This is a genomic window from Empedobacter sp. UBA7620 (assembly GCF_002484185.1).
GTDB classification, from domain to species: Bacteria; Bacteroidota; Bacteroidia; order Flavobacteriales; family Weeksellaceae; genus Empedobacter; species Empedobacter falsenii_C.
On sequence record NZ_DLJI01000048.1, the window covers coordinates 21,885 to 42,243 of the forward strand.

Below are 20,359 nucleotides of genomic sequence, written 5' to 3' on the forward strand. Positions count from 1 at the left end.
TTAGTAAATATTATTTTACTAAAACCATAGATTGAATATTAAGAGGTTATACTATTCACGCTCTTTTATCCTTCCTATCAGCAGGCACAGAAAGCACATTCATCATCTGGCGAAGGCGAGAGCGGACACGTTCGGAGTAATACTTTTCGATTTCGGAAGCTGATAGGTTGGTGGTGATATGGGTTTTGATGTTGAGGTTCATGAAGAGGTCGTAGCGAGAAAGGATAATTTCTGCCATGACGTTACATTCGTTTCCGAAATATTTGATGTTGTTTTCAGTTCCAAGATCATCAAAGCAAATATTTTTCTTAGGGAAATCGTAAGGAATACCTCTGCTGTATTTATCAATGGTGTTATATCCTTCTTTGATGAATTCGAATGATACATCTCTGCAGGTGGTATAAAAAAACTTCTGTTCTTTAACCATGATGCGTTGCATTAAACGGAACCAAGTTGTTTTTCCAATTCCAATTGGACCGGTTAATAAAATCCCTTTACATAAATCCATTTGTAGCTCTTGACATTTCTCTTCATCATTCAAGAAATAAGCAGCTAAGCGAATGATAAAGGGTATATCTTCTTTTTGAAAAGTGTAGTTTGAATGAATATGTTTTCTACCCTGTTGTTCTAAGTGAAATAATAGCTTTTGGTAATTAATCATTGTATTTTGATTTGGTTATAATGGTTCGTCGTATCGTTTGTTTACTGATGTATCTAAAGGTTTTTGGATACCAAATGTGTTGTTCTTTGCATATATGGGTGCATTGATCATCCAATTATTTGCAGCTGCTCTCCAATTCTTCATTTTGGTTTTACCTCCTACTAACCAACCAACCGACTCGAAATAATAGAAAAACTTCTCTGCATCAATAGTCGGTTTCCCTTTCTCTTTGAAGTAAGTTTTAGCTTGTTCTAATGTTGGTATATTTACCTTTTCTTTTTTGGCGGAACTTTTTTCTTTTGGTCTGAAATCTTCTTGATGCATCTGGTTGTTTTGTAGTGCAATTACGGATTGATTAGTTTCAAAATTTTGAACATTTTTTATCTCTTCCGTATATAAACAATTCTTATTGTTTATTGTTTTATTGTTTATATGTTTTATAAAAGGCTCGGTACCTTTTTCGGTAGGTGTTTCTAAAGCTGTATTATTTTGTGTACTGCTATGTTTGCTATCTTTACCAACGGCTTGATTATTATTTGAACTCCTACGATTTGTGAATTGTGCTGACTTTGTAAAATCAATAAGGTACACTTTACTCCCTAAAAATGGATTGTAAGAAGGTTTGTAAATGATATATCCATTATCATGTAAAATCTTCATAGAGCGATGATAAGTGCTTTTGGACATGATCTTACTTAAACGCATGATTTCATCACGTATTACAACTATTGGATTAGAGAATTGATGCCTGTTCCATGTATTGAATAATGCTAAATAAATAGAGATTTGGCTTGGAGATATATCTGGATCACTTTGTACTTTTTGAAAGAAGAATGATAAGTGTTTGATGTAGTTCATATTTAGTATGTTTTAAGTTATATTTATAAGGATTAACTTTCATTTTTATTCATGGGTTTATTATTTTAAGAATAATGTATTCATGAATCCTAGGAATTTGTCTTGACACAAAAACGAAACAAAAAAGTCAAGATTTCAATTCTCGACGGTCAATCATTATTTTGTTACACTAAAATGTTTAAATCACTCTTTACAATCGGTAAACATTTTTACGTTTCACACAATGGATTGACGCACGTCTATGAATTGTTATGCCATTATTATGCTTTTAAAAAGTATATAGATAAGGAAAAATAAGGGCAGGATTATTACTTATTCATCGTAATTAAACCTGCCTTAAATAACCAACCTAAACCAAATGAAAGCAATATCTATACGCGATGTGTACTGACTTTATTCTTGACGAGAAGTTTCTCGATATCATCTAAATTATAGTAGTAATGTTTACCTATTTGAGAAAATGAGATTTGATGAGTATTTCTTAAATCTAATAGTTTTGATCTAGAAATTCCTAGAATATCACAACATTCATTGGATTGTACCCATCGGTTTAAACTTTTATTCTCTAGTGCAATTTTAAGTTCTTTTACAATTTCATCTTTCAAAAATGAAATATCTTCTGGATGTAATCTTTTCTTGTTTTTCATTTGTTTTGAGGTTTAATTTTTGACTGAAACAAATTTCAAACAGTTTAAAAAATATTTTTATGTACTATATATTAACTACATAAAGAAAAATATAGATATCCCTAATGATGAGGATTGTAAAGGATAAAAAAATGAATTAAGATAAAATAGGTAGTAGATAAGTATATAAATTGACTTTTTTTTTAATCGATTAACTTCGCATTTAATTGATCACGGAGTAAATCAATAAACTTTGTTTTGTTTGATTTACGAGCTTTTATATTTTGAATCATGTTGTTGTGATTATGTAAATCGATATTAAATATGTCTTCAAAAAATTCCACTAATTCTTGTAATTCGATTTTTCCATCATTAATTGTTTTGCTCAAATACAGGGCATAAATCAATTCAACTAATAAGACTTTAGAAGAAGTCCAACGAAAATTATATTTTTTTTCATTTTTTGTATTATCCTTCTGATGAATAAACTCATTCAGTACACTAATTTTATGCTGAATGTATCGAATTACTTCTGGTATAGACTCTCTCTTACCTATTGCAATAGATATAGAGTTAGTTATGTAATTTTCATTCAGTACACAACTTAAATTATTACGCCTCCAACGGTAATGCTTGCGTAAGAATAAACGCTTTTTCTTTTTATTAGAGAGGGCTTTTGATTCATTTAATAACAATAATTCATCATCGTAGATATTATTAATTCGTTTAATACATTTTGTATAAAAAAGAATTTCTTCACCTATAGTAAAACAAGTGAGGTACTTTTCCTTTTCGATCATTGCAATTGATTTATGGAGGTAATACAATTTGAATATTTTAGGAAAATATGTTTTGAAGTAGATTATTTCATCATCTTTCGAACTGAAAATATGGGCTTTCAATTTCTCTTCAATGATGGTTAAATAATCTTCGGTTAATTGCATGGCTGAAGAAGAAAATTCGAAATCATCTACAATTTGTTGTCTTAGTTCAGCTAATTCATTCTCCAATTCGCTGAATACTTTTACTAGTGATTCACTCATATTGGCATTTAATTGATTAGTTTATTAATTCAGTATGAATTTAATAAAATCGATTAAAATCAACAATACTTAATAAAAAAAACTCCCAATCGGGAGTTTCTCTGTTTATAATACTTTACTTTTCTTCTTATCAAATATGTTTTTCAAATGTTCCATATCATGGCTGATTTTCTGTTCTGTTATTCTCGCATAATGTTGAGTGGTTGTAATACTATTATGACCTAACATTTTAGAAACTGATTCAATCGGTACTCCATTGGATAATGTGACTGTTGTTGCAAAAGTATGTCTGGCACAATGAAAAGTTAGTTCTTTGTTGATCCCTGCAATAGCTGCAATTTCTTTTAAGTAAACATTCATTTTTTGATTGCTGAATACAGGCAATAACTTTCCTCCTTTACACAATGGATGATCTTGATATTTGTTGATTATCTCTAAAGGGATATCCAATAAAGGAATTTTGGTAGGTGTTGAGGTTTTTTGACGATAAGTATGTATCCATAATTGTCCGTCAATCCCTTTTACAATATGATTCTTCGTGAGGTTATCAACATCGACATAAGCCAAACCGGTATAACATGAAAAAATAAATATATCACGAACCAATTTTAAACGTTCTGCAGGATGCTCATGTATGTAAATTTTTACAATCTCTTCTTCTGAAAGAAATATACATTCAACTTTTTCAATTTTCACTTTATAATTAACAAATGGATCTTTTCGAATCCAATCATTTGCCAAGCAATAGTTGATGATCTTTTTGAAGTTCTTAATGTACTTCACCGTAGTATTGTTATTGCAATTACGAACTGTACGAAAGTAAAAATCAAAGTCCATGATAAAGGCATGATCTATTTTCTCCAATGCCATGTCTTCAACTTTATATTGAAATTTTAAAAAGTCTTGTAAATGCTTTAATGTAGTTTCATAACGTAGGATGGTACCAGGAGCAAATTCTTTGTTTGCTAATTTTGATATTTGTTCATTGTGTAATTTAAAGATGGGTACAATCATACGAACGACCTCATCTTGTTTACGAGCAAATAAATTTTTAATATCATCCAAAGAGATCTCTTGATTTCGGATGTTATATTCTATTTCAAGATTAATAATTTGTGTTTTGATTTGATTAAGATAATTATTAATCGAACTAGCTTCAGTTACAGTAGGCTTTATTTTAGCGTTTTTAGCATCCCATGTTTTAGGATTGATAAACTTTTTAGTACTGAATTCCCATCGTTTTCCATTTAATGTAATGCGCACATAAATAGGATAAAACCCTTGTTTATTGGTTTTGGCACTTCTTGGGTAAATGTGAAGTTTTAAATCTTGTTTCATCTGATTCAAATTTTAATGGTTAATAAAAATTTAATTGGTTTTTGAATGAGAATCAAGATGTTCGAATGTTGTATAGGTTATATTGACAGCTATTAATACAGCCTATAAAACAGTTATAAAATAGGTTATTAAACTCTTCTACATCCCTTTTATATAAAGGATTTCCTTAATTTGCCGAGACCCTAATTTTAGTTGTAATTTAGGGTCTCGATAGGGTCTCTCTATTTATGTGCTTAGTTGTGCACAATTACACATAAAAACGCATAAAAAAACCCTATTTCCATTGAAATAAGGCTTTTTGTGATTAAATAACCATTAAAAAGTGGAGCTGGCGGGATTCGAACCCGCGTCCAAACAAGCAACAAATAAGCTTTCTACATGTTTAGTCTATTCTTAATTTTCGACGAAATCCTGAGAACAAACACTCTGTCATTCGCTTATCATCTAAAATCTCGAAACCTATCCGATGCACTAAGGTTTCTATTCTTACTTTCCCGTGTTCCTTTATCAAACGCCGTAAGTCAAGGCTTTTGAGGAACATTCAGCTTCTATACCTTGTATAGACGTGGCGAATTCTTACTAAAATTCAGAATTATGCAGCTAAAGCGTACTCTTCGTTGCCAGTTAAAAAGTTGAAGTGCCTGATTAAAGTGAGTACACAACCTATCACTACATGCTTACTTACCCATTGGCCCTGCTGTCAAAACCAGTCAGCCCCTTTTTAGTAAATGGTCAATTCAATAATTGACGGATGCCAAATGTACAAATTTTATACCAAATAGAATTAACTTTTTCTAAACATACTTATTCAATATAAATTTTTAAATTAGAACAAGTAAAAAATTTAAAATCACATAAATATGTCAAATTTAGTAAATCTACCAGCTTTCAAAGCGCACTATGACAATTATATTAATGGAAAATTTACGGCACCAAAATCAGGAAAATACTTTGATGTTGTAACGCCACTTACTGGAAAAGTTTTTACAAAAGCTGCGCATTCTTCAGAAGAAGACTTAGTAAAGGCGGTAGATGCTGCTCACGAAGCTTTCAAAAGTTGGAGTCAAACTTCGCCAACGCAACGAAGCATTATTTTGAATAAAATTGCAGATCGAATCGAAGAAAATCTACAAAATGTTGCGGCTGTAGAAACTTACGATAATGGAAAACCAGTTCGTGAAACGTTGAATGCTGATATTCCTTTGGCAATCGATCATTTCAGATATTTTGCTTCGGTAATTCGTGCTGAGGAAGGTTCTATCAACGAATTAGATAAAGATACAGTTTCAATTATTATCCACGAGCCAATTGGTGTTGTTGCGCAAATTATTCCTTGGAACTTCCCAATTTTGATGGCGGTTTGGAAATTAGCTCCTGCGTTAGCTGCTGGAAACTGTGTGGTTTTAAAACCTGCTGAATCTACTCCTATCTCGATTTTATATCTATTCGAATTAATTGGAGATTTATTACCTCCAGGAGTTGTTAACATTGTAAATGGTTTTGGTGGAGAATTAGGTCGCGCATTGGTGACAAATCCTAAAGTATCGAAAGCTGCATTTACAGGATCTACAGCTACAGGACGTTTCGTGATGCAATATGCAACAGAAAATATTATTCCGGTTACCTTAGAATTAGGTGGAAAATCACCAAACGTGTTCTTCGAATCTGTGATGGATCATGATGATGATTTCTTAGACAAAGCAATTGAAGGTGCAGTATTATTTGCACTTAATCAAGGTGAAATTTGTACGTGTCCTTCGCGATTATTGATTCAAGAATCTATTTATGATAAGTTTATTGCACGAGTTGTAGAACGTGTAAATATGATTAAAGCAGGAAATCCTCTTGATCCAGAAACAATGATTGGTGCGCAAGCTTCTCAAATTCAATATGACAAAATTTTAAGTTATATTAAATTAGGAAAAGAAGAAGGTGCAGAAGTTTTAACTGGTGGAGATGCTAATCATTTACAAGGAGATATCGAAAATGGTTATTACATCAAACCAACATTATTTAAAGGAAATAACAAGATGCGTATTTTCCAAGAAGAGATTTTTGGACCTGTGTTAGCTGTGACAACTTTTAAAGATGAAGCAGAAGCGATTGAGCTTGCTAATGACACAATTTATGGTTTAGGAGCTGGTGTTTGGACGCGTGATGCACATCAATTGTATCAAATTCCACGTGCTATTCAGGCTGGTCGTGTTTGGGTTAATCAATATCATAGTTATCCTGCTGGAGCGCCTTTTGGAGGTTATAAACAATCTGGAATCGGACGTGAGAACCACAAAATGATGTTAGATCATTATCGTCAAACTAAAAATATGTTAGTTTCTTATAGCAAAAAGAAACTTGGATTCTTCTAGTCAAAACATTTAAAAATGCTACCATTGATATCTATTTTAATAATAATTTAAAACCATAATATTATGATTCCAAAAACAATGAAAGCGGCGGTTGCACAAGGATATGGACAACCTTTAAAAATTCAAGAAGTTCCAGTAAAAACTCCTGGGCGATATGAAGTTCTCGTAAAAGTAATCGCATGTGGTGTTTGTCATACAGATTTGCATGCAATTGATGGAGATTGGCCTGTAAAAGCTAAAATGCCTTTAATTCCTGGACACGAAGGGGTTGGTATTGTCGTAGCATGTGGACCAGAAGCTCAAGTGAAAGAAGGTGACGCTGTTGGTGTTCCTTGGTTATATAGCGCTTGTGGATGTTGTGATCATTGTATTACTGGATGGGAAACACTTTGCGAAGCTCAACAAAATGGTGGATATAGTGTAGATGGTGGATTTGCTGAATATGTAATTGCAGACTCTAGGTATGTAGGGCATTTAAAATCGAATACAAACTTTCTAGAAATAGCTCCAATTTTATGTGCTGGTGTAACAGTGTATAAAGGATTAAAAGAAACGGATACTAAACCTGGAGAGTGGGTTGCTATTTCTGGAATTGGAGGCTTAGGACATGTTGCTGTACAATACGCAAAAGCAATGGGATTGAAAGTAGCTGCTATAGATGTTGCTGATGACAAACTAGATCTAGCAACAAAACTTGGAGCTGATATAACTGTAAATGCTAAAAATACAGATCCTGGAAAATTTTTGCATAAAGAAGTTGGCGGAATGCATGGAGCTCTAATTACTGCAGTATCTCCAATTGCTTTTAAACAAGGAATTGATGTATTAAGACGTAAAGGAACAATTGCTTTAAACGGATTACCTCCAGGATCATTCGAACTACCTATTTTTGAAACTGTTCTAAAACGAATCACCGTAAGAGGTTCTATTGTTGGAACAAGAAAAGACTTACAAGAAGCATTAGATTTTGCTAACGAAGGTTTGGTAAAAGCTACTGTAACACCAGCTAAATTAGAAGACATTAATGATGTTTTTGACAAAATGAAAAAAGGTCAAATTGATGGTCGAATAGTATTAGATATAGCTAGTACAACTTAAAAAAAAATTTTTCTGTATGAAATCAATTAATCGTATATCTGCATCTGATAAAGCAAAAAAACTTCTAGTTGAATTAAAAGCAAAACATGGCGATTTAATGCTTTATCAAGCGGGAGGTTGCTGTGAAGGAACGCAACCGCAATGTTTCAGAAAAGGAGAATTTTATCTTCGATACAAAGATGTTTGCATAGGAGAAATTGATGGAGTAGAATTTTGGATTGACAAAGATTTGTTCGAATATTGGAAACATGCACATTTCGAATTAGATGTAATTGATGCAATTGGCGCAGGAGGTTTTTCGTTAGAAGTTCCGCTTGGCAAAACATTTAAAGTCAATTATCGAATATTCTCTCAAGAAGAACTTAATCAATTAGACGAAGTCAAAATCAATTTATAAAAGAAAAGCCATTTGCAATGCAAATGGCTTTCTTATTTATGATAGAAATAATTTTATCCTAAAACTTCAATCGCTTTGTTGATACGCGCAATCGTTTCCTCTTTTCCTAAAGTTGCCATAATTACAGGAACATCTGGTCCTTGTAATGCACCAACTAAACTAAGACGTAAAGGCATTCCGATTTTTCCAAATCCAATTTCTTGCGTTGTAACATATTCTGCCATTGCATCGTGTAAAATTTCTGAAGTAAATTCTGATGAATTTAAAACTTCTATAAATTTTCCTAAAATCTCTTTCGAATCATCTTTCCAAGCTTTTTTAGCTGCTTTCTCGTCGTAAGTAGAAGGAGCTATATAAAAGAATTGACCTTGTTCGAAAATATCTTTTACAAAGTTTGCTCTTTCTTTTAACAATTCAACCACTTTTGCATCTAAAGCTGGATTCGCTTCGATTCCGTTTTCTTTTAAAACTTCTTCGAAAGATGGCAATAATTCTTCAACAGATTTTTGTTGTAAATATTGGTGATTAAACCAAGTTGCTTTTTCTGGAGAAAAACGTGCGCCCGATTTTGAAACTTTTTCTAATGAAAATAATTGAATCAATTCTTCCATTGTAAAAATCTCTTGATCAGTTCCAGAATTCCATCCCAATAAAGCTAACATATTCAACACTGCATCTGGGAAATAACCTTCTTGTTTGTATCCTTTTGCAATTCCTTCTTCTGTTTTCCATTCCATTGGGAAAACTGGAAATCCGTGTTTGTCTCCATCACGTTTACTTAATTTTCCTTTTCCTTCTGGTTTCAAGATTAATGGTAAATGTGCGAAACGAGGCGCTTCCCAACCAAATGCATCATACAATAATTCGTGCAAAGCCATTGATGGTAACCATTCTTCTCCACGAATTACGTGAGAAATTCCCATCAAATGATCGTCCACAATATTGGCTAAGTGATACGTTGGCATTCCATCAGATTTAAACAAAACTTTATCATCTAAAGTTGACGCATCAATCGTGATTTTTCCACGAATCATATCATCCAATAAAACTGTACGCGAATCATCAATTTTGAAACGAATCACATATGGGGTTCCATTCTCAATTAAGGCTTTTGTTTCAGCTTCCGTCATTGACAATGAGTTTTTCAATTTTCCTCTTGTCGACCAGTTATAAATAAATGTTTCTTTATTTTCTTCTGCTTTTGCACGTGCAGCATCTAATTCGTCTGCCGTATCAAACGCATAATATGCATTTCCTGAAGCTAATAATTCGTCTACATATTGTTTGTAGATTTCTTTACGCTCTGATTGACGATAAGAACCTAAATCTCCACCAAAACCAACACCTTCATCAGGAGTTAAGCCTAACCATTTCAACGAATCGATAATATATTGTTCAGCACCTTCCACATAACGTGTTTGGTCTGTATCTTCAATTCTTAATAAGAATTTTCCGTTATTATGTTTTGCGAAAAGATAATTGTATAACGCAGTACGGACTCCTCCGATGTGTAACGCACCTGTTGGACTTGGCGCAAATCTTACACGAACTTCTTTTGCCATTGTATCAAAATTTTTGCAAATTTAAGTCGTTCAATTCTATAATAGATATTTATTTTAAATAATATTCTATTTTTAACTTCTAAAAAGTAAAATTCAACAAAATAAAACCACATAAAAATGAAATTATATAAAATAGAAACAGGAAATTTTAAATTAGATGGCGGTGCCATGTTCGGAATTGTACCAAAATCGATTTGGAATAAAACCAATCCTGCTGATGATAGAAATTTAATCGATCTTGCGATGAGATGTCTATTAATCGAAGATGGTGAACGATTAATTTTGATTGATACTGGAATCGGAACAAAACAAGACGCAAAATTCTTTGGTTTTTATTATTTATGGGGCGATGCAACTTTAGATAATTCTTTAGCAAAACATGGTTTTCATCGCGATGATATTACTGATGTTTTCTTAACTCATTTACATTTTGATCATTGTGGTGGCGCAATTCAATACAACAAAGAGAAAAATTATTTAGAAGCTTCATTCAAAAACGCAAAATTTTGGTCGAATGCGAATCATTGGGATTGGGCAGTAAATCCAAATCCTCGCGAAAAAGCATCTTTCCTAAAAGAAAATATTTTACCTCTACAAGAAAGTGGACAACTTAATTTGATTGATTTGCCTCAAAATGGATCAATTTTAGAAAATTCTCCACTTGGTTTTGATATTTTATTTGTGGATGGACATACCGAAAAACAAATGTTGCCAATTATTACATACAAAGGCAAAAAAATAGTTTATATCGCAGATTTAATCCCAACTGTAGGACACATCCCGTTAATTTATGTCATTGGGTTTGATACACGACCTTTAATAACAGTTGAAGAAAAAGGAACGTTTTTACAAAAAGCAGTCGAAAATGAATATATTTTGTTTTTTGAACACGATCATGTCAACGAATTGGCTAAATTAAAATTAACAGAAAAAGGTGTAAGATTAGACCAAACCTATTCATTTTCAGAAGTTTTTGATTCAATTTAAAATCAATTCCATAACCGAAATGATTTCACAAATTCAGAAAAATATTTTCATACCTTTGTGTTGTCATTAAAAAAAATTATAGAAGCATGGGATGTGGATCTTGTGGAACTTCTAATGGCCTTCCGAAAGGATGTAACAATAATGGTGCTTGTGGCACTGATGGTTGTGGAAAATTATCAGTTTTTGATTGGTTATCGAATATGCAACTTCCAAATGGACAAGAAAAGTTCAATTTTGTGGAAGTTCGTTTCAAAAACGATCGAAAGTTTTATTATAAAAACGAAAACAACATATCTCTAAATATTGGCGATGTAATCGCTGTTGAAGGAACACCTGGTCATGATATTGGGGTTGTTACACTTACGGGTGAGCTTGTTAGAATCCAGATGAAAAAGAAGAATCTTTCGTGGACTGCGGAAGATGTCAAGAAGGTTTATCGCAAAGCGAACCAAAAAGATATAGAAACTTGGGTAGAGTTTCGTGATAGAGAAAAACAAACAATGGTTGATTCTCGAATTATAGCGAAAAACCTTAATTTGGAAATGAAAATTTGTGATGTTGAGTACCAAGGAGATGGAGCGAAAGTTACATTTTATTATACAGCAGAAGGACGTGTCGATTTTCGTCAATTAATCAAAGAATACGCAGGTAAATTTGGCGTAAGAATTGAGATGAAACAAATCGGATATCGTCAAGAAGCAGCAAAAGTTGGTGGAATTGGATCTTGTGGACGCGAATTATGTTGTTCTACTTGGTTAACAGATTTCCGCTCTGTGAGCACTGCTGCGGCACGTTATCAACAATTGTCAATTAACTCGCAAAAGTTAGCTGGACAATGTGGTAAATTAAAATGTTGTCTAAATTTTGAATTAGATTCATATTTAGATGCATTAAATAGTTTTCCGTCAATGGAAAGCCGTTTCGAGACTGAAAAAGGTTGGGCACATTGTGTTAAAATCGACGTTTTCAAGAAAGAAATGTGGTTTGCTTATGACAAAGGAGGAATTGTTTGGTACAAATTTTCGGTAAACGATATTCAAGAGTTTTTAGCAATTACTGCAAAAGGTCAAAAAACTGAACCTTTAGAAGATTTAGCTAAAAATGTAGAGGAATCGAAACCAGATTTTGCAGATGTAATTGGTGAAGATTCTTTAGAACGTTTTGAACGTAAAGAAAAAAAGAACAAAAAACGTAAAAGAATTAAGAATAATCAAAATTCTGGAAACGAAAAAGTTGCAGCGAATGCTAATAATCTGAAACCTCAGAAGGCAAAACAAAAACAGCCGAATGAAGCGAAAGATAAAGCAAATCGTCCTGAAAATAAACAAGGAAAGAATCCAAATCAGTCTAAAAAGAATAATCAAAATAGACCGAACAAAAATTCGAATCCTAATCAGAATCAGCAACAACAAAATCAGCCAAAAGAGAAGCAACAGCCAACTCAAGCGAAAGAGCAACAAGCTCAACCAAATACTGATCAGCAAAAGCCGCAAGGAAATAATCGCAATCGCAATCAACAAAAGCGAAAACCGAATAATCCGAGCAATAATAGCCAACAAAATAATCAAACAAATCAGGCTAATCAGTCAACTCAACAACCAAAAAAACAACCTCAGCAAAATAATCAAAATGCTGAACAAAAATCGAAAACTAAGGACGAGAATCAAGCAAATAATTCTCAACCGAATCCAAATAAATCGAAGAATCGAAATAAAAAAAGATTTAATCGTGGGCCAAAACCAGATGATACACAACAGTAGTTTGCTTTTTATTTTAGTCTTTTTATTGTTTAGTTGTGAGGCTAAACATTATTATCAAGACACAAAAGATATGAAAGACGAATGGAAGAGTAATCAGCCTCAAACCTTTACGTTTGATGTAAAAGATCCTAAACCTTCGGCTGTTAACATTGGATTTGTGTTAAGAAATAATACGTCGTATGAATATAGTAACTTATATTTGTTCACGAAATTCATCGATCCTAAAGGAAATGAAATGATTGATACCTTACAGTATTACATTGCAAATCCTGATGGAAGTTGGATTGGTAAAGGAATGACAACAAAAGAAATGATGTTGGTTTATCGCGAAAATTTACCAATAAAAGACTCTGGTCGCTATCAACTAAAAGTTTGGCAAGGTATGCGAACAAAGAATTTGAAAGGAATCGAAGACATTAGTTTGATTGTTGATAAAGCTGAATAATACAGAATGGAAAACAATAAAAATCCTAAAACAAGCACAACTTCTAAAGCAAAAAAGAAGTTCAATAGCTTTTCATTAGCCAAAAAAATAATCGTTACCATTTGGGTACTGTTTTTTTGTGCCGTATTAGGAATTTTCGGAATCTTTTGGGCGACATCTAACGGATGGTTAGGTGAAATTCCCAATGTACGTGATTTAGAAAATCCTGATATTTATGTTTCATCAGAAATTATTTCTTCTGATGGTGTTTTGTTAGATCGTTTCGAAGCAGAACGCAGAACACCAGTCGATTACAAAGATTTACCTCCACATTTAGTTGACGCATTGTTAGCAAAAGAGGACGTTCGTTTCTTTGATCACTCAGGTGTAGATATTAAAGCAGCAGCTCGTGCAATTACTTCTGGAGGAGAATCTGGAGGTGGTTCTACTATTACACAGCAGTTAGCAAAACAATTGTACACAAAAGATCCTTCTTCTAATAAAGTAAAACGTGTTTTACAGAAATTAAAAGAATGGGTAACTTCTGTTCAGTTAGAAAAATTGTATACAAAAGAAGAAATCATTGCGATGTACTTCAATAAGTTTGACTTTATCTATGGTGCAAAAGGAATTGAATCTGCTTCTAAAGTTTATTTCAACAAAACAACGAAAGAATTAAATTTAGATGAAGCTGCAACATTGGTTTCGATGTTTCAAAATCCGGTAGCGTATAATCCTGTAAAATATCCTGAAGTTTCTAAAAAGCAAAGAAATCTTGTCTTAAAGCAAATGATGAAATACAACAAAATTTCTCAAGCTGAAGGAGAAGCTGCGCAAAATGCGCCTTTGGTTACGGATAAGCAAGATATTATGAAACATGATGAATCACATTCAGCATATTTCAAATCTGCTTTGAGAAAAGAAATTCAACAATGGATGGTTGATTATGAGAAAGAAACAGGAAAATCTTATAACCTTGAAAAAGATGGTCTAAAAATCTATGTAACATTAGATTCAAGAATGCAAAATTTAGCTGAAGAAGCGGTTAAAAAACAATTAAAAGTTTTACAAGATCAATTCTTTGGTGAGCAACGTGGACGTAGTTTAGCACCATTTTATAATATTTCTGCTGCAAAAAGAACACAAATCTTTAAGCAAGCAATGGCCCGTACAGATTTGTACAAAAAGATGAAAGCCGAAGGAAAATCTGAAGCTGAAATCGAAACTGTTTTCAATACACCTCGCGACTCTGTTCAGTTCTTTACATGGAATGGAATTCAGTACAAAAAAGGGAAAACATTGATGGATTCAATCGAATATCACAAACATATTTTACAAGCTGGTTTGATGTCAATGGATCCAAAAGATGGAACAATCAAAGCTTGGGTTGGAGGAATCGATTGGAATTATTTCAAATTTGACCACGTAAAACAAGCGCGCCGTCAGGTAGGTTCTACGTTCAAACCGTTTGTTTATGCAACAGCGATTAATCAATTAGGATTAACACCTTGTCATACTGTTTCTAATGAAAGAATTCCAGGGAATTGGTCTCCTCGAAATGCTAATGGTAAATATGGTGGATCTCAAGATTTAAGAACTGCATTAGCTTACTCAACAAATATTGTCGCTGCTCGTTTGATTATGCAAACAGGTACAGAACCTGTAATTCAAATGGCTCGTGACCTTGGTGTTGAATCTCCTATCGTAAAAGATCCTACAATTGCATTAGGTTCTGCCGATTTATCACTGTATGAAATGGTTGGTGCGATGAGTGCTTTTGCAAATGGTGGTATTTACATTAAACCGCAATTAATCTTAAGAATAGAAGATAAGCAAGGAAAAGTTATCAAAGATTATACGCCTCAAACACGAGAAGTTGTTAATGAAAACGTAGCGTATACTATGATTGATTTGATGAAAGGTGTTGTAGAAAGAGGTTCTGGTTCGCGTCTTAGAAATAGATATAACATCACAGCAGAAGTTGCTGGTAAAACAGGTACAACAAACGAAAACTCTGATGGTTGGTTTATGGGATTAACACCAAATTTAGTCACTGGAGTTTGGGTTGGTGCAGAAGACCGATTTGCTCACTTTGCAAGTACAGCCACAGGACAAGGAGCTAATACAGCTTTACCTATTTGGGCTTACTATATGCAAGGAGTTTACAAAGAAGGAGGAAAATTTGGCGTAACAGCTGGAGATAAATTTGATAAACCTAAGGACATTGAAAAACACTGGGATTGTTCGAATACATACGGATTCCATCAATATGATGAAATGTATGATCCAGGTCCAATTATCGAAGGAAGTGGTAGTGAAAGCGTAGGCGAAAACTATGAAGTTCCTGATGAAGAAGGTCAATAATTAAATTGATATAAACAAAATAGCCACTCAAAATTGAGTGGTTATTTTTATGATTTATAATTCTTCTTTTTCCTCTTCGTTATCAAACTGATTGTTGTATGCTTCACGTTCTTGTGCCAATTTCTTTTCACGTTGTTTTTTCTTAAAATCTCGAATCGTCATATACGTTAACAACACTACAAGCGCTGCAACCAAAAAATAATTAGCATACGTAAATAAGTTCGTAATTGTATCCGTTACCACCTCATCTGGTGTTACAACAGCTTTTTCTTCCATAGGAAATATTTATTATTGATAGAATTCTTTCGGATATTCTACCATTCCATTTATATTTTTCAACGCATCTACAACCAACTCAATTGCCATACAATTTTCATCTGGAACATCAAAAGGTAACTGAATATCAAATTCAGATGCTTTTCTGTAACCAAATTTAGGATAATAAGTTGGATGACCTAACAAAATAATCGATTCAAAACCTAATTCTTTCGCTTTCTTATGCGTAAATTCTATTAAATGACCACCAATTCCATTTCCCTGATAATTAGGTAAAACCGCTACAGTAGCAAGCGCTAAAGAATCATACGAAGAATTAGAATGATTAATTTTAATCTTTGTCAATAAAACATAACCAACAATAAGTCCATTCATTTCAAAAACAATAGACAAATCAGGAACAAAACCATCAGAATTTCGTAATCGTTCAACTAAAAATTGTTCACGATGATCACTATATTCTTCATTTTCAAAAGCTTTTTCAATCAATTCAAAAACCTGATTATAATCTTTTTCCTCCTCTTTTCTAACAAACATTCCAACTATCAATTGATTAACCTTATAAAATTAGAAAAAGGTTTTAACAAAACAAACAACAAATCGTATCTTTGTAGCTTATAGATTTTAAGCAAATGAGTCAACCAAAAAGATATACAATTACAGCGGCTTTACCTTATGCTAACGGACCATTGCACATTGGTCACATGGCAGGTGTTTACGTTCCTTCTGATATTTATGCGCGTTTTTTACGAAGAAAAGGAAAAGATGTAGCATTTATTGGAGGTTCTGACGAACATGGTATTCCAATTACAATTCGTGCCAAAAAAGAAGGCGTTACGCCTCAAGACATTGTTGATCGTTACCACGAAAACATCAAAAATACATTGGCTAATTTTGGTGTGACGTTCGATATTTATTCTCGTACAACATCAGATAAACACAGAGAAGTTGCTCAAGATTTCTTCAAAACGTTGTATGATAACAACAAGTTTACAGAAGATGTTACGGAACAATTTTACGATGAAGATGCGCATGAATTTTTAGCGGATCGATACATTCGTGGTGAATGTCCGAAATGTGGTAATCCTGATGCTTACGGCGATCAATGTGAAAAATGTGGCTCTACATTAAGCCCAGAAGAATTGATTAATCCTCGTTCTGCTTTATCTGGAAATACTCCAATCAGAAAAGAAACAAAAAACTGGTATTTACCATTAGATCAATACCAAGATTTCTTATCAAAATGGATTTTAGAAGGTCACAAAAATGATTGGAAATCGAGTGTTTATGGTCAAGTAAAATCTTGGTTAGATGATGGTTTAAAACCTCGTGCAATGACACGCGATTTGAACTGGGGAATTCCTGTTCCTGTTGATGGAGCTGAAGGAAAAGTAATGTATGTTTGGTTCGATGCGCCAATTGGTTATATTTCTTTCACACAAGAATGGGCAGAGAAAAACGGTAAAAACTGGAAAGATTATTGGCAAAATGAAGAAACGAAATTGGTTCATTTCATCGGAAAGGACAATATCGTTTTCCACTGTATCATTTTCCCAACAATGATGAAAGCGCATGGCGATTACATTATGCCTGATAATGTTCCTGCAAACGAATTCTTGAATTTAGAAGATGATAAAATCTCAACTTCTCGTAATTGGGCGGTTTGGGCACACGAATATTTAGAAGATTTCCCAAATCAACAAGATACATTGCGTTATGTGTTGACGGCAAATATGCCTGAAAATAAAGACAATAACTTTACGTGGAAAGATTTCCAAACAAAAAACAACTCAGAATTAGTTGGAATTTTAGGAAACTTTATTAACCGTGTAATGGTGCTTTCTCACAAATATTACGAAGGAATTGTTCCTGCAAAAACAATTGAATTTGAAGAATTAACTGAAATCAAATATTTTGCAAAGCGCATTGGTGATCATTTAGAGAAATATGAATTCCGTGCTGCGTTGACAGAATATATGAATTTAGCTCGTCTTGGAAATCAATTTTTACAAGCGCAAGAACCTTGGAAAAAAGGTGATGATCCAGAAGCTGTAAAAGGAATTATGTATGCTGCGACGCAAATTGCTGCGGCATTAGGACAATTGGGAGAACCATTTATTCCATTCGCTTCTGAAAAAATGTTGGCTATGATGAATGTAGAAAAAATGAGTTGGGATGATTTAGAATCAACAGACGAATTTGTAAAAGCTGGACATCAATTAGGTCAATCTGAACTAATCTTTGCGAAAATTGAAGACGAAGCAATCGAAGCACAAATCAATAAATTAAACGAAAGTAAAGTCAAAAATAATATGACAAATCCAAACGCAGAACCTCAAAAAGAATTGATTTCTTTTGATGATTTCCAAAAAATGGATATCCGTATCGGAACTATTTTAGAAGCGAAAAAAGTTGAAAAAGCAGACAAATTATTCGAACTAAAAGTGGATACAGGAATGGACGTTCGTACGATTGTTTCTGGTATTGCAGAACATTTTACGTTAGAAGAAATCGTAGGAAAACAAGCAATGGTTTTAGCAAATTTAGCGCCTCGTAAAATTCGTGGAATCGAATCGAACGGAATGTTATTATTCGCTGATAAAGTAGACGGAAAATTAACGTTTGTAAATCCAGAAGAAGAAACGCCAAACGGTGTTCAAGTTGGATAGACTTAGATTTTAGATATAAGTATTGAGATAGTAGAAAGCCACTTCGATGAAGTGGCTTTTATTATGTTGTTTATTAATTTTATTAGAAATTATTAATTGATAATAATATAATATTTACGTCCTTTTTTATTATTAATATTTTCTAAAAGATTAGTACTTGTAATTTTTAAAGTATCATATTTTTTTATTTTAACAGAATTAAAGGGTAAATAATTCCCTAGATAACCTCTGTTTCCAAATAAAAAAATACTATCATTTGGGTTTAAGTTGTAGATTCCTTCCTCAAAATTATCTATTCCATTTATTTTTTTAGAATTAATTTTATTGTAGGAATTGCCTTGTTTTATTCCTATTCTTTTTTCTATCGATGGATAGGTTTGTAATTCAATTTTAGAATTAGTGTTATTTACAATATAAACATTATATCCAGGATAACAGCTTATAATAGATAATAAAAAACTAAGTAAAACAATATATTTTTTCATCTTCTAAGGATATTCTGGAAAAGTAAACGAATCGCCTTGATTTGGCTTATTTTTTCGTTGAGTTGGATTATCTTCTTTTGTTATTTGATGCTCATTCAGTTCATGTGCTGCGGTAAACGAAGTAACCATTGTATTCAGCATTTCCGAAGCGGCAGTTGGTGAATTTGGCAACAAAACTAATTTACTTCCAGATTTTTCTCCAATCGCTTGCAATGTATCATAATGTTGCGTCACCACAATTAGCGCAGAAGCTTCTTGTGACGTAATTCCTGCTCCATTCAAAACATCTACAGATTCCAATAAACCTTTTGCAATTTCACGACGTTGATCCGCAATACCTTGTCCTTGCAAACGCTTCGATTCTGCTTCGGCTCTTGCTTTTTCTACAATCAAAATACGTGCAGCATCACCTTCATATTGCGCTGCTAATTTTTCACGTTCAGCTGCATTAATACGATTCATCGCATGCTTTACTTGCTCATCTGGATCAATATCGGTTACCAAAGTTTTGACAATTTCGTAACCATATGAATTCATTGCTTCCTGCAATTCACTTTTTACAGCAACCGCAATATCATCTTTCTTCTCGAAAACATCATCTAAACGAAGTTTTGGAACTTCAGCTCGGACAACGTCAAAAACGAAAGAAGTTATTTGCGTATAAGGATTATCTAATTTGTAAAATGCATCATAAACTTGAGTTTTGATGACTTGATATTGAACAGAAACTTTCAATCGAACAAATACATCATCTTTTGTCTTCGTTTCGACAACAACGTCTAATTGTTGAATTTTAAGAGACATTTTTCCAGCAATTCTGTCTACAATCGGAATTTTGAATTGTAATCCTGGATTACGAATACTATTAAATTTCCCGAAACGCTCGATTACAACCGCAGTTTGTTGTTTTACTGTAAAGACGAATAAAAAAAGGAAAATAATTCCAAGAAAAACGATCACGCCTAAATATCCCATAAGTTTTAGTGTTTTGAATTTGTTGGATTAAGATACAAAAAAAATTAGGAATGTTAAGTTATAACATTCCTAATTCGAATTTTGCTTCTTCGCTCATCATATCTCTATCCCAAGGTGGATCGAACGTAATTTCTACGTAACATTTCGTTACATATTCTATCTCTTCTACGCGCTGTTCTACCTCTAGAGGTAAACTTTCAGCCACAGGACAGTTTGGAGATGTAAGGGTCATGGTAACTTTTACTTCACCATCTGCATTCACCTGTGCATCGTAAACCAATCCCAATTCATATATATCAACTGGAATCTCTGGATCGTAAACTGTTTTGAATTTTTCAACCAATTTTTCTCCAATCGAATCTAATTGTTGTTCTGTTAATGCCATTGTTATCAACTGTTATTGTTCTGCAAATGTACGAATAGTTTAGCTTACGTGGAATTTTTCTAAATAGTCTCTCCTTAAACTACTT

The 20,359-nt window shown here is 33.0% G+C and carries 19 protein-coding genes and 1 other RNA gene; 8 read left to right on the forward strand and 12 right to left on the reverse strand.

Annotated elements, in window-relative coordinates:
- Window positions 1-55: 55 nt before the first annotated feature.
- The 6 genes from B2217_RS11980 to ssrA all read right to left on the reverse strand — a co-directional run bounded on the left by B2217_RS11980 (window position 56) and on the right by ssrA (window position 5,244).
- On the reverse strand, window positions 56-661 hold the full coding sequence (locus tag B2217_RS11980; protein ID WP_291122670.1) for an ATPase: 606 nt from the start codon (window positions 659-661) through the stop codon (window positions 56-58).
- A gap of 15 nt (window positions 662-676) precedes the next feature.
- The gene (locus tag B2217_RS11985; protein ID WP_291122672.1) at window positions 677-1,519 is read right to left on the reverse strand and encodes a transcriptional regulator; all 843 of its coding nucleotides are present in this window, start codon (window positions 1,517-1,519) and stop codon (window positions 677-679) included.
- Between the two features lie 371 nt (window positions 1,520-1,890).
- Window positions 1,891-2,166 carry a helix-turn-helix domain-containing protein gene (locus tag B2217_RS11990; protein ID WP_291122674.1) on the reverse strand — a complete coding sequence of 92 codons (276 nt, stop codon included), beginning with the start codon at window positions 2,164-2,166 and terminating at the stop codon, window positions 1,891-1,893.
- A 182-nt stretch (window positions 2,167-2,348) separates the two neighbouring features.
- Entirely contained in the window at window positions 2,349-3,188 is an 840-nt protein-coding gene (locus B2217_RS11995; protein ID WP_291122677.1) for an RteC domain-containing protein, read from the reverse strand.
- Between the two features lie 105 nt (window positions 3,189-3,293).
- Window positions 3,294-4,526, reverse strand: a complete 1,233-nt coding sequence (locus tag B2217_RS12000; RefSeq protein WP_291122679.1) for a site-specific integrase — start codon at window positions 4,524-4,526, stop codon at window positions 3,294-3,296.
- A 320-nt stretch (window positions 4,527-4,846) separates the two neighbouring features.
- Window positions 4,847-5,244: a transfer-messenger RNA gene (gene ssrA, locus B2217_RS12005) on the reverse strand.
- 142 nt (window positions 5,245-5,386) lie between these two features.
- On the opposite strand from ssrA, the gene B2217_RS12010 reads away from it, so the two are divergent.
- The 3 genes from B2217_RS12010 (at window position 5,387) to B2217_RS12020 (ending at window position 8,387) form a co-directional block, all read left to right on the forward strand.
- On the forward strand, window positions 5,387-6,892 hold the full coding sequence (locus B2217_RS12010) for an aldehyde dehydrogenase family protein (RefSeq protein ID WP_291122681.1): 1,506 nt from the start codon (window positions 5,387-5,389) through the stop codon (window positions 6,890-6,892).
- A 63-nt stretch (window positions 6,893-6,955) separates the two neighbouring features.
- Window positions 6,956-7,990 (forward strand): alcohol dehydrogenase AdhP, encoded by a 1,035-nt coding sequence (adhP, locus tag B2217_RS12015; RefSeq protein WP_038336794.1) that lies wholly within the window; start codon window positions 6,956-6,958, stop codon window positions 7,988-7,990.
- A 16-nt stretch (window positions 7,991-8,006) separates the two neighbouring features.
- The gene (locus tag B2217_RS12020; RefSeq protein ID WP_038336795.1) at window positions 8,007-8,387 is read left to right on the forward strand and encodes a DUF779 domain-containing protein; all 381 of its coding nucleotides are present in this window, start codon (window positions 8,007-8,009) and stop codon (window positions 8,385-8,387) included.
- 53 nt (window positions 8,388-8,440) lie between these two features.
- Here the strand turns inward: B2217_RS12020 and gltX are convergent, their stop codons facing one another.
- On the reverse strand, window positions 8,441-9,949 hold the full coding sequence (gene gltX, locus B2217_RS12025; protein ID WP_291122683.1) for a glutamate--tRNA ligase: 1,509 nt from the start codon (window positions 9,947-9,949) through the stop codon (window positions 8,441-8,443).
- A gap of 117 nt (window positions 9,950-10,066) precedes the next feature.
- Here gltX and B2217_RS12030 point away from each other — a divergent pair, with 117 nt between their 5' ends.
- The 4 genes from B2217_RS12030 (at window position 10,067) to B2217_RS12045 (ending at window position 15,484) form a co-directional block, all read left to right on the forward strand.
- A complete protein-coding gene (locus B2217_RS12030) occupies window positions 10,067-10,936 on the forward strand; it encodes an MBL fold metallo-hydrolase (RefSeq protein ID WP_291122685.1) in 870 nt (289 codons plus the stop codon).
- 86 nt (window positions 10,937-11,022) lie between these two features.
- The gene (locus B2217_RS12035) at window positions 11,023-12,696 is read left to right on the forward strand and encodes a PSP1 domain-containing protein (protein WP_291122687.1); all 1,674 of its coding nucleotides are present in this window, start codon (window positions 11,023-11,025) and stop codon (window positions 12,694-12,696) included.
- Complete coding sequence (locus B2217_RS12040) at window positions 12,680-13,141, forward strand: gliding motility lipoprotein GldH (RefSeq protein WP_291122689.1); 462 nt, start codon at window positions 12,680-12,682, stop codon at window positions 13,139-13,141. The genes B2217_RS12035 and B2217_RS12040 overlap by 17 nt, the downstream gene beginning before the upstream one ends.
- 6 nt (window positions 13,142-13,147) lie before the next feature.
- Window positions 13,148-15,484: a penicillin-binding protein 1A gene (locus B2217_RS12045; protein ID WP_291122690.1), complete on the forward strand. Its 2,337-nt coding sequence runs from the start codon at window positions 13,148-13,150 to the stop codon at window positions 15,482-15,484.
- Window positions 15,485-15,538: 54 nt separating this feature from the next.
- Here the strand turns inward: B2217_RS12045 and B2217_RS12050 are convergent, their stop codons facing one another.
- Window positions 15,539-15,760 (reverse strand): hypothetical protein, encoded by a 222-nt coding sequence (locus B2217_RS12050; protein WP_038336800.1) that lies wholly within the window; start codon window positions 15,758-15,760, stop codon window positions 15,539-15,541.
- A gap of 12 nt (window positions 15,761-15,772) precedes the next feature.
- On the reverse strand, window positions 15,773-16,297 hold the full coding sequence (locus B2217_RS12055) for a GNAT family N-acetyltransferase (RefSeq protein WP_291122692.1): 525 nt from the start codon (window positions 16,295-16,297) through the stop codon (window positions 15,773-15,775).
- Between the two features lie 95 nt (window positions 16,298-16,392).
- On the opposite strand from B2217_RS12055, the gene metG reads away from it, so the two are divergent.
- Entirely contained in the window at window positions 16,393-18,429 is a 2,037-nt protein-coding gene (gene metG, locus B2217_RS12060) for a methionine--tRNA ligase (RefSeq protein WP_291122694.1), read from the forward strand.
- A 92-nt stretch (window positions 18,430-18,521) separates the two neighbouring features.
- Here metG and B2217_RS12065 read toward each other — a convergent pair whose 3' ends face one another.
- From B2217_RS12065 to B2217_RS12075, 3 genes are read right to left on the reverse strand one after another with little or no spacing between them, the layout of a single operon-like run.
- Window positions 18,522-18,914: a hypothetical protein gene (locus B2217_RS12065; RefSeq protein ID WP_291122696.1), complete on the reverse strand. Its 393-nt coding sequence runs from the start codon at window positions 18,912-18,914 to the stop codon at window positions 18,522-18,524.
- A gap of 3 nt (window positions 18,915-18,917) precedes the next feature.
- A complete protein-coding gene (locus B2217_RS12070) occupies window positions 18,918-19,889 on the reverse strand; it encodes an SPFH domain-containing protein (protein ID WP_038336808.1) in 972 nt (323 codons plus the stop codon).
- Between the two features lie 58 nt (window positions 19,890-19,947).
- Window positions 19,948-20,274 carry an iron-sulfur cluster assembly protein gene (locus B2217_RS12075; RefSeq protein WP_038336809.1) on the reverse strand — a complete coding sequence of 109 codons (327 nt, stop codon included), beginning with the start codon at window positions 20,272-20,274 and terminating at the stop codon, window positions 19,948-19,950.
- Between the last annotated feature and the right edge of the window lie 85 nt (window positions 20,275-20,359).

Coding starts and splice junctions, on each gene's coding strand:
- metG (WP_291122694.1), top strand. CDS start 16,393: ATGAGTCAACCAAAAAGATATACAATTACAGCGGCTTTACCTTATGCT.
- B2217_RS12045 (WP_291122690.1), top strand. CDS start 13,148: ATGGAAAACAATAAAAATCCTAAAACAAGCACAACTTCTAAAGCAAAA.
- B2217_RS11985 (WP_291122672.1), bottom strand. CDS start 1,519: ATGAACTACATCAAACACTTATCATTCTTCTTTCAAAAAGTACAAAGT.
- gltX (WP_291122683.1), bottom strand. CDS start 9,949: ATGGCAAAAGAAGTTCGTGTAAGATTTGCGCCAAGTCCAACAGGTGCG.
- B2217_RS12020 (WP_038336795.1), top strand. CDS start 8,007: ATGAAATCAATTAATCGTATATCTGCATCTGATAAAGCAAAAAAACTT.
- B2217_RS12030 (WP_291122685.1), top strand. CDS start 10,067: ATGAAATTATATAAAATAGAAACAGGAAATTTTAAATTAGATGGCGGT.
- B2217_RS11980 (WP_291122670.1), bottom strand. CDS start 661: ATGATTAATTACCAAAAGCTATTATTTCACTTAGAACAACAGGGTAGA.
- B2217_RS12035 (WP_291122687.1), top strand. CDS start 11,023: ATGGGATGTGGATCTTGTGGAACTTCTAATGGCCTTCCGAAAGGATGT.
- B2217_RS12000 (WP_291122679.1), bottom strand. CDS start 4,526: ATGAAACAAGATTTAAAACTTCACATTTACCCAAGAAGTGCCAAAACC.
- B2217_RS12040 (WP_291122689.1), top strand. CDS start 12,680: ATGATACACAACAGTAGTTTGCTTTTTATTTTAGTCTTTTTATTGTTT.
- B2217_RS12010 (WP_291122681.1), top strand. CDS start 5,387: ATGTCAAATTTAGTAAATCTACCAGCTTTCAAAGCGCACTATGACAAT.
- B2217_RS12070 (WP_038336808.1), bottom strand. CDS start 19,889: ATGGGATATTTAGGCGTGATCGTTTTTCTTGGAATTATTTTCCTTTTT.
- B2217_RS12075 (WP_038336809.1), bottom strand. CDS start 20,274: ATGGCATTAACAGAACAACAATTAGATTCGATTGGAGAAAAATTGGTT.
- B2217_RS12050 (WP_038336800.1), bottom strand. CDS start 15,760: ATGGAAGAAAAAGCTGTTGTAACACCAGATGAGGTGGTAACGGATACA.
- B2217_RS12065 (WP_291122696.1), bottom strand. CDS start 18,914: ATGAAAAAATATATTGTTTTACTTAGTTTTTTATTATCTATTATAAGC.
- adhP (WP_038336794.1), top strand. CDS start 6,956: ATGATTCCAAAAACAATGAAAGCGGCGGTTGCACAAGGATATGGACAA.
- B2217_RS11990 (WP_291122674.1), bottom strand. CDS start 2,166: ATGAAAAACAAGAAAAGATTACATCCAGAAGATATTTCATTTTTGAAA.
- B2217_RS12055 (WP_291122692.1), bottom strand. CDS start 16,297: ATGTTTGTTAGAAAAGAGGAGGAAAAAGATTATAATCAGGTTTTTGAA.
- B2217_RS11995 (WP_291122677.1), bottom strand. CDS start 3,188: ATGAGTGAATCACTAGTAAAAGTATTCAGCGAATTGGAGAATGAATTA.